Source organism: Acinetobacter sp. YH01022, from assembly GCF_013420235.1.
Lineage (GTDB): Bacteria > Pseudomonadota > Gammaproteobacteria > Pseudomonadales > Moraxellaceae > Acinetobacter.
This window is the reverse complement of record NZ_VOYP01000008.1, coordinates 40322-56557: the sequence shown is the minus strand read 5'-3', so window position 1 is coordinate 56557 and position 16236 is coordinate 40322. Positions and strand designations below refer to the sequence as shown.

Annotated in this window: 15 protein-coding genes; 11 read left to right on the top strand and 4 right to left on the bottom strand. The window is 41.9% G+C overall.

Annotated features, from left to right (window positions below; all coding sequences use genetic code 11):
- Positions 1-92: 92 nt before the first annotated feature.
- The 5 genes from yaaA (at position 93) to FTT87_RS04220 (ending at position 4453) form a co-directional block, all read left to right on the top strand.
- On the top strand, positions 93-875 hold the full coding sequence (gene yaaA, locus FTT87_RS04240) for a peroxide stress protein YaaA (RefSeq protein ID WP_180174463.1): 783 nt from the start codon (positions 93-95) through the stop codon (positions 873-875).
- 140 nt (positions 876-1015) lie between these two features.
- Positions 1016-1249, top strand: a complete 234-nt coding sequence (locus FTT87_RS04235) for a hypothetical protein (protein ID WP_180174462.1) — start codon at positions 1016-1018, stop codon at positions 1247-1249.
- A 368-nt stretch (positions 1250-1617) separates the two neighbouring features.
- Positions 1618-2940 carry an NCS2 family permease gene (locus FTT87_RS04230; RefSeq protein ID WP_166166715.1) on the top strand — a complete coding sequence of 441 codons (1323 nt, stop codon included), beginning with the start codon at positions 1618-1620 and terminating at the stop codon, positions 2938-2940.
- A 76-nt stretch (positions 2941-3016) separates the two neighbouring features.
- On the top strand, positions 3017-4018 hold the full coding sequence (locus tag FTT87_RS04225; protein WP_180174461.1) for an adenosine deaminase: 1002 nt from the start codon (positions 3017-3019) through the stop codon (positions 4016-4018).
- Between the two features lie 75 nt (positions 4019-4093).
- Positions 4094-4453, top strand: a complete 360-nt coding sequence (locus FTT87_RS04220) for a hypothetical protein (protein ID WP_086195606.1) — start codon at positions 4094-4096, stop codon at positions 4451-4453.
- Positions 4454-4531: 78 nt separating this feature from the next.
- On the opposite strand, the gene FTT87_RS04215 is transcribed toward FTT87_RS04220, so the two are convergent.
- On the bottom strand, positions 4532-5086 hold the full coding sequence (locus FTT87_RS04215; protein WP_086195605.1) for a cytochrome b: 555 nt from the start codon (positions 5084-5086) through the stop codon (positions 4532-4534).
- A 233-nt stretch (positions 5087-5319) separates the two neighbouring features.
- Between FTT87_RS04215 and FTT87_RS04210 the strand changes: the two genes are divergently transcribed.
- Together FTT87_RS04210 and rnhB are read left to right on the top strand one after the other, a co-directional pair.
- The gene (locus FTT87_RS04210; protein ID WP_086195604.1) at positions 5320-5712 is read left to right on the top strand and encodes a hypothetical protein; all 393 of its coding nucleotides are present in this window, start codon (positions 5320-5322) and stop codon (positions 5710-5712) included.
- A 72-nt stretch (positions 5713-5784) separates the two neighbouring features.
- Positions 5785-6363 (top strand): ribonuclease HII, encoded by a 579-nt coding sequence (gene rnhB, locus FTT87_RS04205; RefSeq protein ID WP_086195603.1) that lies wholly within the window; start codon positions 5785-5787, stop codon positions 6361-6363.
- A 60-nt stretch (positions 6364-6423) separates the two neighbouring features.
- Here rnhB and csrA read toward each other — a convergent pair whose 3' ends face one another.
- From csrA to alaS, 3 genes are all read right to left on the bottom strand, one after another.
- The gene (gene csrA / locus FTT87_RS04200; protein ID WP_067723263.1) at positions 6424-6687 is read right to left on the bottom strand and encodes a carbon storage regulator CsrA; all 264 of its coding nucleotides are present in this window, start codon (positions 6685-6687) and stop codon (positions 6424-6426) included.
- Positions 6688-6935: 248 nt separating this feature from the next.
- Positions 6936-8216 carry an aspartate kinase gene (locus FTT87_RS04195; protein WP_180041824.1) on the bottom strand — a complete coding sequence of 427 codons (1281 nt, stop codon included), beginning with the start codon at positions 8214-8216 and terminating at the stop codon, positions 6936-6938.
- A gap of 65 nt (positions 8217-8281) precedes the next feature.
- Positions 8282-10975, bottom strand: coding sequence for an alanine--tRNA ligase (gene alaS, locus FTT87_RS04190; RefSeq protein WP_180041822.1), 2694 nt, complete (start codon positions 10973-10975; stop codon positions 8282-8284).
- Between the two features lie 431 nt (positions 10976-11406).
- Between alaS and FTT87_RS04185 the strand changes: the two genes are divergently transcribed.
- From FTT87_RS04185 to FTT87_RS04170, 4 genes are all read left to right on the top strand, one after another.
- Positions 11407-12435: a type I glyceraldehyde-3-phosphate dehydrogenase gene (locus FTT87_RS04185; protein ID WP_180174460.1), complete on the top strand. Its 1029-nt coding sequence runs from the start codon at positions 11407-11409 to the stop codon at positions 12433-12435.
- Positions 12436-12812: 377 nt separating this feature from the next.
- A complete protein-coding gene (locus tag FTT87_RS04180) occupies positions 12813-13130 on the top strand; it encodes a hypothetical protein (RefSeq protein ID WP_180174501.1) in 318 nt (105 codons plus the stop codon).
- Positions 13131-13533: 403 nt separating this feature from the next.
- On the top strand, positions 13534-14700 hold the full coding sequence (locus FTT87_RS04175; protein ID WP_180174459.1) for an ATP phosphoribosyltransferase regulatory subunit: 1167 nt from the start codon (positions 13534-13536) through the stop codon (positions 14698-14700).
- A gap of 69 nt (positions 14701-14769) precedes the next feature.
- Positions 14770-16089 carry an adenylosuccinate synthase gene (locus FTT87_RS04170; RefSeq protein WP_086195597.1) on the top strand — a complete coding sequence of 440 codons (1320 nt, stop codon included), beginning with the start codon at positions 14770-14772 and terminating at the stop codon, positions 16087-16089.
- The last annotated feature ends 147 nt before the right edge of the window (positions 16090-16236 follow it).

The following is a 16236-nucleotide window of genomic DNA, read 5'->3' as shown; positions in this document are numbered from 1 at the left end:
ATTTTAGCGTTAAGACCCAGTAAAAACACACATTGGCAATAAGACAATGCTACTGTTATAGTCTGTTTAATTGTTTTTTGACCAGGTTATTCATGCTTGCCTTAATTTCTCCAGCCAAGACTTTAGATTACGAATCTGCACTTCCAACCGATGCACATACACTGCCAAGATTGCTAGAACATTCACAAGAACTTGTAAATGTGAGTCGTAAGCTTTCTGCAGCAGATATCGCCAATTTAATGAGCGTGAGTGAAAAAATTGCCAAGTTGAATGTCGAGCGTTTTAATGATTGGCAGCCAGAGCTGAGCTTTTCTAATGCGCGTCAGGCTTTATTTGCCTTTAAGGGGGATGTGTATACCGGACTGGATGCTTATACGCTGAATGATCAGCATATTGCCTATGCACAGCAGCATTTGCGTATGTTGTCTGGACTGTATGGTTTGTTGCGTCCTCTAGATTTAATGATGCCCTATCGCCTGGAAATGGGAACCAAGCTCAAAAATCCACGTGGTCATCATCTTTATGATTTTTGGGATAATATCATTACTGATTTGATTAACCATGATTTAGCCGAGGTGCACTCAGAACTATTGGTGAATCTTGCTTCGGATGAATATTATAAATCGGTCAAACCAGGCAAAATTAAAGCTGAGATCATTAAGCCGGTTTTTCTGGATCAGAAAAATGGCAAATACAAGGTCATTAGCTTCTATGCAAAAAAAGCACGCGGATTAATGGCACGTTTTATCATTGAAAATCAAGCAGAACGTGCTGAGGACTTAAAATCATTTAATCTGGATGGTTACTATTTTGATGCGGATAGTTCGCTACAAGGTGAGCTGGTCTTTAAACGCGACGAGCAGCAAGCTGCTTAAATGAGAGTAACAAGGTAAAAATCCCGATAAATTTCGGGATTTTTATTGCGAAAAAATAAACAGGATTTTGAAATATTTTATCATTATATTTTAATTCATGTTTGTTAACATCATGATGAATTGTTGAACAATAAAATTTTATGATGAAAAGATTATTAGTTCCAACCTTTATTTTTGCAGTGGTTTTACTGGGGTACGGGGTTTATCGCGACAGTCAAATGAAAAAAAGACAGGAAATGGATCAACTGATTCAGGATGCGCATCGATCTTTGAAGGCTGTAGAAGCAAATCCAAATAATAGGGTGGTAGAGCAGAGTGAAACTTCGGATCCCCATTTTGCAGTGCCCTTGCATGTGAAATCCAGCAAGTTTTAATGCCTGGGTTTTTACTATATGTTTTAAATATATTGTTAAGTTATTTAAATTTAATTAAAAATAAATTTTAGAAACAATAAAAAGCATTGTGTTATAATTTGCCAAGATCTGAATTCTTATATTTACATTGTAAGTGTTTGACTTTCTATCTCAGGAGGCTGCATAAAAGTTATGCGGCTTTTTTGTTTATGGTTTTTGTTATCCGGTTGTTTTGTCACCTACGAAACATTGTAGAAGATATTTGTTTTTAATGAAAATATTGGCATATCGATTGCTTGGACATCTATAAACTTAATGGTGATTTGAGAAACGGATCATTAATTTTATAGCGTGCTGACAGCATAAAGTTTACTTACAGGGGTAAAGTCATGACGACTCCTAATCCATCTTCAGAGAATATGCTAGAACGCTTATTTAAGCTTAGTGAAAACAAAACCAGTTTTCGCACAGAAGTTCTTGCAGGTGTAACCACTTTCTTAACCATGTGTTACATCATTATTGTCAATCCAATGATTTTATCCGAAACTGGGATGGATCATGGGGCTGTTTTTGTTGCAACCTGTCTTGCAGCTGCAATTGGCTGTCTGGTGATGGGGCTTGTTGCAAATTATCCGATTGCGCTTGCACCGGGTATGGGGCTGAATGCCTACTTTACCTATTCGGTGTGTATGGGTATGGGCATACCTTGGCAAACGGCACTGGCTGCCGTGTTTGTTTCAGGACTGGTGTTTATTGCCATCAGTATGTTTAAAATCCGTGAAGCGATTGTCAATGCCATTCCTATGTCGCTGAAATTTGCGATTGGCGGCGGCATTGGCTTGTTCCTTGCACTGATTGCATTAAAAAATTCAGGCATTATTGTCGATAATCCGGCCACCCTTGTAGGCTTGGGTGACTTGAAACAACCGACAGTATTGCTGACCTTGCTGGGTTTCCTGATGATTGTAGTAATGCATCACTTTAAAGTCCGTGGTGCCATCATTATCAGTATTCTGGTGATTACCGCGATTGCTACAGCAATGGGGCTGAACGAGTTTAAAGGTGTTGTAGGAGCCATTCCATCGATTGCTCCAACCTTCCTGCAAATGGATTTTGAAGGCCTATTCACTGCCAGTCTGGTTGGGGTCATCTTTGTATTTTTCCTGGTGGATTTATTTGATTCAACGGGTACGCTGGTAGGTGTTTCACATCGTGCAGGCTTGTTAAAAGATGGCAAATTACCACGTTTGAAAAAAGCACTTTTTGCTGACTCGACTGCGATTGTAGCGGGTGCGGCATTGGGTACTTCTTCAACAACCCCTTATATTGAATCTTCTGCGGGGGTTGCTGCAGGTGGTCGTACAGGTTTGACCGCTGTGGTTGTTGCCGTGTTGTTTGTGCTGTGCTTATTCCTGGCTCCTTTGGCGCAATCGGTTCCGGGTTTTGCTACTGCACCTGCATTATTATTTGTAGGTGTGTTAATGATTCAAGGGATCGTCAACATTGAATGGGATGATATCACTGAGGCTGTTCCTGCTTTCTTAACCATCGTATGCATGCCATTTACCTATTCAATTGCCGATGGTATTGCGATGGGCTTTATTAGCTATGCATTAATCAAACTGCTGACTGGGCAAGCGAAAACTGTACCTTATATGGTATGGATTGTTGCGGCTCTTTGGGCGTTGAAATTTGCTGTATTTGGCGGCTAATTCCCCCCATTTAGAATAGGATGTAAACTTGGTTTGCACCCTTTTTTATTTTTGAAAAATTTTATAAGGATAAGATATGAATCAACTTGAGCTTATTCAAGCCATGCCAAAGGCAGAGTTACACGTCCATATTGAAGGAACTTTTGAGCCTGAGCTGATGTTCGAGATTGCTCAACGCAATCATATTGATATTCCGTATAAATCTGTTGAGGAAGTAAAACAGGCTTATAACTTTCATAATTTACAGTCTTTTTTAGATATTTATTATGCAGGTGCGAATGTCCTGATTCATGAGCAGGACTTCTATGATCTGGCTTGGGCATATTTTGAAAAATGCGCTGCAGATAAAGTGGTTCACACCGAAATGTTCTTCGATCCGCAAACCCATACCGATCGTGGCATTGCTTTTGCAACGGTGATTAAGGGTTTAAAACGTGCCTGTGATGATGCACAAAGCAAATTAGGCATTAGCTCGCATTTAATTATGTGTTTCTTGCGTCATTTAAGTGAAGAAGCCGCATTTAAAACTTTAGAGCAAGCTTTACCTTTTAAAGAGCAAATTATTGCGGTGGGGCTGGATTCGAGTGAAGTTGGACATTCACCATCTAAATTTGAACGTGTTTTTGCCAAAGCACGTGAAGCGGGTTTCTTGGTGGTGGCACATGCCGGTGAAGAAGGTCCGGCTGAATATGTATGGGAAGCTCTGGATTTGCTGAAAGTGAACCGTATTGATCACGGTGTGCGTTCTGAAGAAGATCCGAAGCTGATGCAGCATTTAATTGCAGATAAAATGCCTTTAACCGTGTGTCCTTTAAGTAATTTAAAACTCTGTGTGGTTGATGATATGGCACAGCATAATATCCGCCGTTTATTGCAACAGGGTGTACATGTAACGGTCAATTCAGATGATCCATCTTATTTTGGTGGTTATATGAATGACAATTTCATTGCAATTACAAAAGCTTTAGACCTGTCAAATGATGAGCTAAAGCAATTAGCGAAAAATTCGTTTGAAGCTTCATTTATCTCTGATGCTGAAAAGCAAAAATGGTCACAACAGATTGATTCTTTGGTGTAATCCATTCCTTTGAAAAATGCTTTTGGATTGGGCAGATTGATATATTGATCTGTTCAATAACTATTAGGTTCTAATGTGAAAAAGTTTTTTTGCTGGGTATTTGCAGTCGTTTTATTGATTGGCTCTGTATCAGTTTTTGCGACCGATAAAAACTCTACTTTAACCCAGAAAATGTTGAAACCAGTGATTGAACAAGGCTGTAAAAGTGAATTGAATGCTTCAAAAGTGTGGCAATCCGCAGCTTTGTTCATGAGTTCAGAGCGGCAATTAACCGTACAAAAACAAATCTGTGGTTGTGTGGGTGAACATGCCTTGCAGGATATCTCGGCCAAAGAGTTAGCTATGGCATCGATGAGTGAATCTGCAAAAAATAGCCTGATTAAACAAGCGGTGGTGAACAGTGTTAAAGGTTGTGCTCAGGACGCTCTGCAATAACTTATCACTATAAATTGAATTATAAAAAAGCCGCATCAGTGTCACACTAGTGCGGCTTTTTTATGGCGACAAAATTGATTATTTTGCTTGTCGGGTCATGCTGCGCAAGATGTTATCTTTATCGATGAAATGATGTTTTAATGCCGCGGCAATATGACCAATGACAAGTAAGCCTGTAAACCAGGACAAATAAATGTGTACAGGTTTTACGATGGCTAAAAGGTCGGGATTATCCTGGACCAAACGAGGAATTTCGAATAAATACAAAACAGGTGTCGGATGTCCTGCACTCCAGCTAAATAAGCAGCCGGTAATCGGTAAAGCCAGTAACATGAGATATAAAGCTAAATGTCCCAGATGTGCCAAAACTTTCATCAAAGGTGACATACTGTCGGGTAGTGTTGGAACAGGGTGGGTATAGCGCCAAAATATACGAATCAGGACCAGAAAGATAATAGTGGTGGCGATGTTCTTATGTAGCGTAATAACTTGACCTTTAAAGCCTCCATCGACCTCATAACTTAGAAAATTTCCGCTATAAAAACCAATGCACCATGCTGCAATAAAAATAGCAGCCATGAGCCAATGCAGCATTTGTGCTGTACGCGTATAGTATTGTGAGGTACTTTTCATGTTATACCCATGTATCCATATGTCATTTTCAAGTCTGGGTATGCTAATTAAAAAGCCTATATTTAAAAATGATGGATATGGAACGAAGCGTGTGCTTCTTGCAACACTGAAAAGGATGCCGTTTTTTTAAGCAGATTATCCGGATGTGGAAAATTCAACTGAAATATAGATTTCTTCCTTGGGAAAGTTTCGGCAAAATATGCCCAACAGATTTTATAACTCAGGATAATACTGTGAAAAAATTAATCGCTGTGCTTGCACCTTTAACTTTAGCGCTTACTGCATGTGTATCAACTGGCACAACTACAGGTACAACTGGTGCAACAGGTACTCAATCGGCAACTCAACAACTCGGTATGGCTGCAATTAAAATTGCAATTAATGCCAAATGTACCACCGAGCTGAATACTATTCCAGCATGGCAAAATGCAACCAAGTTAATGACTGCAACTCAAAAGCAAAATATTCAGACTGAAATCTGTGGTTGTGTCAGTGAAAAAGCACCACAAAATGTAACTGCAGTTGATTTGGCGACAGCTGCAATTGATCCGGCTGCACGTAATACCATTGTTTCAAATGCAGTGACTAAAACCATTAATGCTTGTGTTGCTGAAGCCATGAACTAATAGAACTTTAATTCATGTTAAAATTAAAGAGGTTGATGTGATTCGGCCTCTTTTTTTGTAGGTACAGTATTAATGAAAATTGCCGGTGTAGATGAAGCGGGGCGTGGCCCCTTGGTGGGTTCGGTGGTAGCGGCAGCAGTTATTTTAGATCCCAATAATCCGATTGAAGGCTTGAATGATTCTAAAAAACTCAGCGAAAAAAAGCGTGAAAAATTATTTGTAGAAATACAAGAGAAAGCCTTGGCTTGGGCCATTGCTGAAGCTAGCCATGAAGAAATAGACCAGATCAATATTCTACAAGCCTCTTTATTGGCTATGCGCCGTGCTGTAGAAGCTTTGCATCTTCAGCCGGAACATGTGCTGGTTGATGGCAATAAAGTTCCGCAAGGCTTAACCATGAGCTGTGATGCGGTGGTCGGCGGGGATGCGCTGCATGCAGAAATTTCAGCAGCCAGTATTCTGGCAAAAGTGACCCGTGACCGGGAGATGGTGGTGCTGGATCGGCAATATCCACATTTTGGCTTTGCCAAACATAAAGGTTACCCAACCAAAGCCCATTTTGAAGCGATTGCTGAGCATGGCGTGATTGATCAACATCGCCGTAGTTATGCACCGGTTAAAAATGCATTGGCCTTGCTGGGACAAAAATAAGCAGCAGATAAATTTAAAGCGGCCATATAGCCGCTTTATATTAGAACAACCTTTAACGGTTTAACGGTTAAAGTCGTTCTGGGTATTTTGTGGGAAATTATCTTCTTCAAAAGAAGGCTGATAATCCTGATCCAGGTGTTGCAGATGTTCATGCATAGCGCGTTCATGTTGAATTCGTTGGTAGATTTCTTCACGATGAACAGATACTTCTTTTGGAGCATTTACGCCAATACGAACCTGATTACCTTTTACGCCAAGCACAGTTACACTGACTTGATCCCCAATCATTAATGTTTCACCGACACGTCGGGTTAGAATCAGCATGTTTATCTCCTTGCAAAACGCTAAACGTGCAATTGATTTTAAAATTTAAAAAGACACAACCTTAATATTATAGAAATATTATCAAAACAATCTGTCAAGAATTTGACTAAAATAATTCTGTTAATATTTTCAAAATCCTCAGTTACAAATATAACAGAGCCACTATAAAAAAAACTATAGTGGCTCTGTTCTTTTTGTAGTATTTCGCAAATTTTGTTCAACAAGGACTAAATTTGTTACTCTACATATTAAGCGCGTGCGCTTGATTCGCCAGATTCACGGTCTAAACCGAAAGCTGTGTGAAGCGTGCGCACGGCAAGCTCTAAATAATTTTCTTCAATGATCACTGAGATTTTAATTTCCGAAGTTGAGATCATTAAAATGTTAATGCCTTCTTCAGCTAGAGCAGTAAACATTTTGCTTGCTACGCCTGCATGAGAGCGCATACCCACACCTACGATAGAAACTTTTACGATGTCTGAACGGGTCGCAACTTCACGAGCACCAATTTCTTTTGCAGTTTGTTCCAGAATTGCTTTTGCTTTATTGAACTCACCACGGTTGACTGTGAACGTGAAGTCAGTGGTACCGTCTTCTTCCACATTCTGAATGATCATGTCAACTTCGATATTCGCTGCACCAATTGGCGCCAGGATTTTGGATGCAATGCCAGGCAGGTCAGGCACGCCCAAGATAGTCAATTTTGCTTCGTCACGGTTAAACGCGATACCAGAGATAATTGGCTGTTCCATGTTGTCTTCCAATTCAGTAGTAATAAGAGTTCCGACGTTGTTTTTGAAGTCTTCGTCAAATGCGCCATCATCGTCGTTATCGAAGCTTGATAATACGCGTAAAGGTACTTGGTATTTGCCAGCAAATTCAACTGAACGGATTTGCAGGACTTTCGAACCAAGTGATGCCATTTCCAGCATTTCTTCAAAAGAAATACGATCAACTTTTTTCGCTTTTGGTGCAACGCGTGGGTCAGTGGTATAAACGCCATCTACGTCTGTATAAATCTGACATTCATCTGCTTTAAGTGCAGCTGCAAGTGCCACGCCAGAGGTATCTGAACCACCACGACCTAAAGTTGTTGTATTGCCCAATTCATCAAAGCCCTGGAAACCGGCAACCACAAGTACGCGGCCTGCATCTAGGTTTTCAGTTAATACATCAGTATCAATAGATTCAATGCGGGCTTTGTTGAATGCGCTGTCGGTTTTAATGCCAACCTGGCGGCCAGTAAGTGATTTTGCTTCTACTCCAATTGAGTTGAGCGCCATCGCTAACATAGAAATCGTAACCTGTTCACCCGTAGACACCATCTGGTCTAATTCGCGTGGATCAGGGGTTTCGGTAATGGCCTTCGCTAAAGCAAGCAGGCGATTGGTTTCGCCACTCATTGCTGATACCACAACCACAACCTTGTGGCCGTGGTCATGCCAGCGCTTTACACGACGAGCAACATTTAAGATGCGCTCGGGAGTACCCATAGAGGTACCGCCATATTTTTGAACGATTAATGCCATAGTTGTTCCATATAAACCATGACCCTGATTTTCCGATCAGGATCAGTTACACAAAATGTGAAGTTTTATTTTGCTTCAAGCCAAGCAGTCAAATCTGCCATCACTGTTGCAAACTTCTCGTTAAGTGGCGCGCCACCTTGTGCCAAGTCAGGTTTACCACCACCTTTACCACCGAGCTCGGTTGCCAGGTGTTTGATGATGTCACCTGCTTTAATAGAAGCAGTAAAGTCTTTTGCTACAGAAGCGAGAAGGCTGACTTTATCACCTTCTACAGCAGCAAGTACAATCACTGCATGATCTAATTTAGATTTTACACCGTCGTGCAGGTTGCGAAGCGATTTCGCATCCATGTTTTGTACAGTAGTAATCAATGTTTGACGACCAGCCACAGTTTGAACTTGGCTTAAAAGTTCAGCTGCCTGGAAGTTCGCCAATTTCTGATTGAGTTGTTCAATCTGCTTTTGCAGACTGGATGCTGTATCTGCCAGCGCTTCAACTTTCTCGATGGTTTGTTCTTTTTGCGCTTTTAACAGACCATTGATGGTGTTGATATCACGGTCGGCTTTTTGAACCACTTCAACCGCTTTTGTGCCAGTCACCGCTTCAATACGACGTACACCTGCCGCTACACCACCTTCAGAGGTGATTTTAAACAGACCGATATCACCGGTACGTTTGACGTGAATACCGCCACACAGTTCGATCGAGAAGTTTTTCTCATCGATAATTGAACCCATGGAAAGTACACGTACTTCGTCACCATATTTTTCACCAAACAGCATCATCGCGCCTTTTTCTTTGGCAGATTCGATGTCAAGAAGTTCAGTTGAAACGGTAGTGTTGGCGATAATTTCACGGTTTACAATGCGTTCAACTTCCTGCAGCTGTTCGAATGAAACAGGTTGGTCATTGGCAAAGTCAAAACGTAAAATGTCAGATGCAACCAATGAACCTTTTTGCTGTACATGTGAACCCAACACTTGGCGAAGGGCAGCATGTAGCAGGTGGGTTGCAGAGTGGTTGCGTGATGTTGCTTCACGGATGTCTGCTTTAACAATCGCTTCAACAGATTGAGCAGCTTTTAAGCTACCCATGGTCACAATACCTTGGTGTACGAATGCACCACCAGATTTTTTGGTATCCTGAACTTCGAAAATACCGGTATCGTTTTTGAAGATACCTGTATCACCAATCTGACCGCCGCTTTCTGCATAGAAAGGGGTTTGGTTTAATACGATGAGCGCTTCGTCGCCTTCTACAACTTCATCAACCTGTTCGCCATCTTTATAGATCGCAACAATTTGGCCTTGAGCTTGAGTGGCTTCATAACCTTCGAACTGGGTTTCACCTTCAACTTTTACAATACTGTTGTAGTCGATGGCGAATTTACCTGCGTCACGCGCACGTTGACGTTGTGCAGCCATCTCTTTTTCAAAGCCGGCTTCATCAATGGTCAAGTCGCGTTCGCGTGCAATATCAGCTGTTAAATCAGTCGGGAAGCCATAAGTATCATAGAGTTTGAATACTGTTGCGCCTGGAATCACAGAACCTTTAAGTTGAGCCAATTCACCTTCAAGCAATTTCAAACCTTGCTCTAAAGTTTTCGCAAATTGTTCTTCTTCTTTCAGCAGTTGCGCTTCGATGCGTGCTTGGTTGGCTGCAAGTTCAGGATATGCAGCACCCATGACTTCGATTAATGGCTGAAGCATTTTGTGGAAGAATGAACCGGTCGCACCCAGTTTGTTACCGTGACGCACAGCACGACGGATAATACGACGCAGTACATAACCACGGCCTTCATTCGAAGGGTTTACACCGTCAGCAATAAGGAAGCAGCATGAACGTGCATGGTCAGCCACCACTTTAAGGGAAGCAGGGTAGTCAACTGGCTTACCTTCAGTTTGTGCTTTGGCTTCAAGTTCGGACGTGTCTAAACCGATAATTTCAGCCGCAGCTTTTAACAAGTGCTGGAACAGGTCGATTTCGTAGTTTGAGTTTACATGTTGTAAAACTGCGGAAATACGTTCCAGGCCCATACCTGTATCTACAGATGGTGCTGGAAGAGGATGCAGTACGCCATCAGCAGTACGGTTGAACTGCATGAATACGTTGTTCCAGATCTCGATGAAACGGTCGCCATCTTCTTCAGGTGTGCCGGGTAAGCCACCCCAGATGTGGTCGCCATGGTCAAAGAAGATTTCAGAACAAGGACCACAAGGACCTGTATCACCCATTGCCCAGAAGTTATCCGATGCGTATTGACCGCCTTTGTTATCGCCAATACGGATGATGCGAGATGCATCTAAGCCAATTTCTTTGTTCCAGATGTCGAAGGCTTCGTCATCGGTATGATAAACAGTGGCATAGAGTTTGTCTTTTGGTAAGCCTAGCCATTGCTCATTAGTCAAAAAATCCCAGGCAAATTTGATCGCATCACGTTTAAAGTAATCACCAAAAGAGAAGTTACCTAGCATTTCAAAGAAGGTGTGGTGACGTGCAGTGTAGCCCACGTTGTCCAAGTCGTTGTGTTTACCACCGGCACGGACACATTTTTGTGAAGATGTTGCGCGAACATAGTCACGTTTTTCAAGACCCAGGAAGCAGTCTTTAAACTGGTTCATCCCAGCGTTGGTGAACAATAATGTTGGGTCGTTGGCAGGAACCAGAGAACTCGACGCGACACGTGTATGCCCTTGCGATTCAAAATAGCTTAAAAAAGCTTCGCGAATTTCAGCTGATGTCATAAAACGAGTACTCACAACCAAGTCACTCCATAAATCTTGTATTTGGCTAATAGCACGTCAAGCAAGTCTTACCTTTATAAAGCTGGCTTGAGATACTGGCTTAAAATTTTAAAACGCTAAAGTATAACGGAAAAAGCGGCATGCACCAATCACTTTAAGGCGAATTAATCACAATTCTATTTAAGCGGTATTAGGTTTCATGCACTGAATTAATCAGCCAAATTCTGCTTTATGCATAAGATATCAAGTAAGTGAAAAGTGAAGTAAATATTTTAAGGCAATCTGGTCTGAATAAAATTTGCGACAAAATAAGCTTAAAAGCAGCAGGCTGAACCCTTTGTTGCGAGATATTTTATAAATACAGCAGCAGAAATGGTATCGGTATCTGGTTAAAATCCATTAACATAGAGCGGTGTTTACATCTACCCAAGAGTTAAGGATATCTGATGCAACGAGTAGCCATTAATGGTTTCGGGCGAATTGGTCGCAATGTATTACGGGCTTGGTTTGAAAATCCTAAGGATTTTCATTTTGATATCGTGGCGATTAACGATGTTGCAGATGTAGAAACACTGGTGCATTTGTTTAAATATGACACCACCCATGGTCGCTTCAAAGGCAAGGTCGAAGTGCTTTTGCAGGATGAACAGATTTTTTTGCATATTTCTGCAGGTCTGGCGCAATTAAAGGTACAGGTTTTTAGCCAGCAACAGCCTGAACGCTTGCCTTGGAATAAGTTAAATATTGATGTGGTGCTGGAATGTACCGGTTTATTCCGTTCACGTGCAGCAGCCACAGGACATGTTACTGCAGGGGCGAAGCGGGTCATTATTGGTGCTGCACCCTTTGACACGGTGGATGCCGCCATTGTGTATGGGGTAAACCATCACGAAGTCAAAGCTACGGACCGGATTATTTCCAGTGTATCCTGCACCACACAAGCCTTGGTACCTTTAGTTAAAATCATAGATGATGCTTTTGGCATTGATACAGCACTGATGACAGAAATCCATGCAGTGACGGCAGATCAGTCAGTACTGGATCATGCTCACCGCGATTTACGCCGTGCCCGTGCTTCAGGACACAATATTATTCCGACCACATCTTCGGCCCTAGGGGCCTTAAAACGGGTCATGCCGAAAATGGCAGAGCGCATAGATGGTTATTCCATACGCGTACCGACCATTAATGTGGCTGCTATTGACCTTACTTTTGTTGCGCAGTCGCATGTCACAGCACATAGAATTAATGAAATCCTGATCAAGTCGGCACGTCAGGATTATGCGGAAATTATGGATGTTACCGATGAGCCTCTGGTTTCATCAGACTTTAACCATTCGCCTTATTCACTCATCGTGGATTTGAGCCAAACCATGGTGGTGGGTCATCAAGCCAAAGTCTTTGCCTGGTATGATAATGAATGGGGCTATGCGAATCGCTTGCTGGACCTGTGTGAATCTTTTACTCATAAATAGCGAACCTTATTTAAAAGATGATGGTGAGATGAGCTATTGAATGATGCGATTTCCGCAAGTGATCGGATTTCGCAGGGCTTAGCTTATTAAGTGTGATCTGTAGCTCAATTATTATTAATTTGTTCGTGTAGTCGGTTAAATCTTGAGTAAATGCATGGTCTTCAGTAGGATGGGTAGACTGCCAGGAAATGCTCTATGGACAGTGGCAGTGGATCATCGACCCAGAAAAATGCTTATAATAAATATTCTCTAGCTAGACAGAGTTAATTTTACAATCACTTTTTAATTGTTATACGAAAATTATAAGTCTTTTTAATTTAATCACCTCGATTCATGATAATAATAAGTCAGGAATCAATAACATGAGCAGCGCACCTATGTTGATATTTATATGGGGATTTATTTTCCTTTTGGCCATAGCAGTGATCTTTTTGATTTGGGCACAATTTACCAACCAAGGTGCTGCACTCAGTGAAATTCAGTTGAATCAACAATTGGAAAAAAAAGTGGTTCATCTGGAAGATAACCTTAGGAAAACGCTGGAAATTATGCAGGACCTGGCGAAGAAAATGCACATTCAGCAAGAAGTGATTGATAAAACCACGACAAAACTGAATCAGGTGGAATCGCAAAATGCCGAATTGGTTGGACTGCTGGCAAAAACGGTTCACTCAACAGACAAGCCTTCAGCTTAATTTTAAGGTGAGCTTATAGTATTCTTAAAGAAGCTGTAGAGAGATCTTTCAGAATATTCCACTAAACCAGCTTTGGAAACGTTGCTATAAAAAGGGCCTGACTCATCGCTGGTTTTTTGGAAGAATGGCTTTATACAAATAGTTTAGATTGGCTTTTGCTATTTTAGCTGATTCCAGTATTTTTTACTTTATAACGGTTGAATTTGCGAGAGTGCTGATCAATCGTGAATGATTCAGCTGATTCAGTTTTTAAACGGCATAAATTAGTTGGTAAAAAACGAACAAATCTGCAAAAAGTCATGTGCACAGCTAAAGTGATCGTGCTAGACTAGGAGAAATCGGGTGTGCTCCCGATTTTTTTATGCGGATTACTTCCGCGCTGACAAGTATTTAGGTTTACAACATGCCCATTTCAGAGACATGGTTATTACCTGATGGTGTAGCTGATGTATTACCAGAACAAGCGCAAGTAATTGAAGCTTTGCGCCGTGAAGCATTGGATTTCCTCGCATCTCGAGGTTATCAGCTGGTGTACACGCCATTTATCGAATACATCGAATCTCTTTCTTCTCTCTCAGAATCGAATCAAGATTTAGACTTGGCCACTTTTAAAGTCATCGATCAGCTCTCTGGTCGTTTACTTGGTGTGCGTGCCGATATGACACCGCAAGTGGCCCGTATCGATGCGCATGTACATCCGGTCGAAGGCGTAGCGCGCTATTGCTACGCTGGCACGGTTTTACACACCAAACCTCAAGGTTTTAATACCACGCGTGCACCGCTGCAACTGGGTGCGGAACTTTTTGGTTCAGACAGTATTGATGCTGACGTCGAAATGATTGACGTGATGCTCAACTTATTAAAAACAGCAAGTTTTGTAGATGGCATCCATCTTGATTTAGGTCATGTCGGCTTATTCCGTAGTCTGGTTAAACACGCCGGTTTAAGCAAGGCGGAAGAAAGTCAGCTTTCAGATCTTTATCAACGTAAAGCATTGCCTGAACTTGCTGAAGTTACACAAGAATTGAAATTTGGTGCAGATTTTTATGCACTGGGTCGTTATTCCAGTGATTTAGATGCTTTAGAAGCCAACCTGAGTGCTGAAATTATTGCAGACCCGGCATTCAAACAGGCATTTGATGCAGTAAAAACCACACGGTCTGAAATTCAGGCACGTTGGCCAGATTTGAATATTGGTATTGATGTTGTAGAGCTTCGTTCATATCACTATCACACTGGTTTAATGTATGCCGTCTATGCACCAAACCGTGCAGCCCCTCTGGCTCAAGGCGGTCGTTATGACGGTATTGGTGAACACTTCGGGCGTGCGCGTCCTGCAACAGGCTTCTCTTGTGACTTATATGCACTCAGTGCAGGTCAGTTCAAGCAAGTTCAAAAAGTGGTTGCACCGAAAGGGACAGACAAAGCATTACTTGATGCAATTGCTGCTCTGCGTGCACAAGGCTTAAGTGTTATTCAGTTATTAGGCAATGACGATTTAAACTCAATTCCGTTTGCGACTCACCAATTGGTGAATGTAGCAGGGGAATGGAAAGTCGAACAGATTTAATGACCTGAATCAGTATTGAGTCACTGATTCAAGTTTTCAATTTTAACAGCATGATGCAATGAGGCTATTATGGGCAAGAATGTTGTGGTACTCGGTACCCAATGGGGCGACGAAGGTAAAGGTAAAATCGTTGACCTGCTCACAGATCAAGCGGCAGCGGTCGTTCGTTATCAAGGCGGACACAACGCAGGCCATACTCTTGTGGTTGGTGGTAAGAAAACTGTATTACACCTCATTCCATCTGGTATTTTACGTGAAAATGTACTGTGCTTAATTGGTAACGGCGTGGTTCTTTCACCCGAAGCGCTTATTAAAGAGATGGATATTCTTGAAAAAGAAGGCGTGCCAGTACGTGAGCGTTTACGTATTTCTCCAAACTGTCCGTTAATCCTTCCAAACCACATTGCACTTGACCAAGCGCGTGAGAAAAAACGTGGCAATGCAAAAATTGGTACAACTGGCCGTGGTATTGGTCCGGCTTACGAAGATAAAGTTGCACGTCGTGCAATTCGTGTTGCTGACCTGGTACGTGGTGGTGAACATCTTAAAGCTCAACTTACCGAGCTCCTTGAATACCACAACTTCCAGTTGACTCAATTCTACGGTGTAGAAGCAGTTAATCTTGAAGATGTACTTGCTCTTTGCGACCAATGGCGTGAAGTTGTTGCTCCATTAGTTGTGGATGTAACAGGTGAACTTCATAAATACCGTAAAAACGGTGATAACATCATGTTTGAAGGCGCGCAAGGTTCACTTCTTGACGTTGACCATGGTACATACCCGTATGTAACTTCTTCAAACACGACTGCTGGTGGCGTAAGTTCTGGTTCTGGTCTTGGTCCATTACACCTTGACTATGTATTGGGTATCACTAAAGCGTACACAACACGTGTAGGTGCTGGTCCATTCCCAACTGAGCTTGTTTACGATGCTGCGAACGATGTGGGTGATGCAATTGGTAAACACTTGGGTACTGTAGGTTCAGAATTTGGTGCGTCTACTGGCCGTCAACGTCGTTGTGGTTGGTTCGATGCTGAAATTCTTCGCCGTTCAGTAGAAGTAAACTCACTTTCAGGTATCTGCTTGACTAAACTTGACGTTCTTGATGGTTTAGAAGAAGTGAAAATCTGTGTCGGTTACGAAGCTGCTGATTCTGGTTGCGTAGGTTCTTCTGATGCGCTTGCATTCGAAACTTTAAAGCCAATCTATGAAACTATGCCAGGCTGGTCTGAGTCTACTTTTGGTGCTAAATCAATTGATCAGTTACCAGAAGCCGCACTTAACTACGTAAAACGTCTTGAGCAATTGATTGAATGTCCAATCGACATCATTTCAACTGGTCCAGACCGTGAAGAAACAATTATTCTTCGCCATCCATTCGAAGCTTAATCTGCCAAGAATTAAGATGTACAAAAAGCCTCGCATTTGCGAGGCTTTTTTGTCCATTTCATTTGGAAAATATATCTACGCCTTGTATGCAGACTGTTTTGCCCGACTAAAGTTGCATCAGAGAATACTGTTTAATTTATTTGCGCT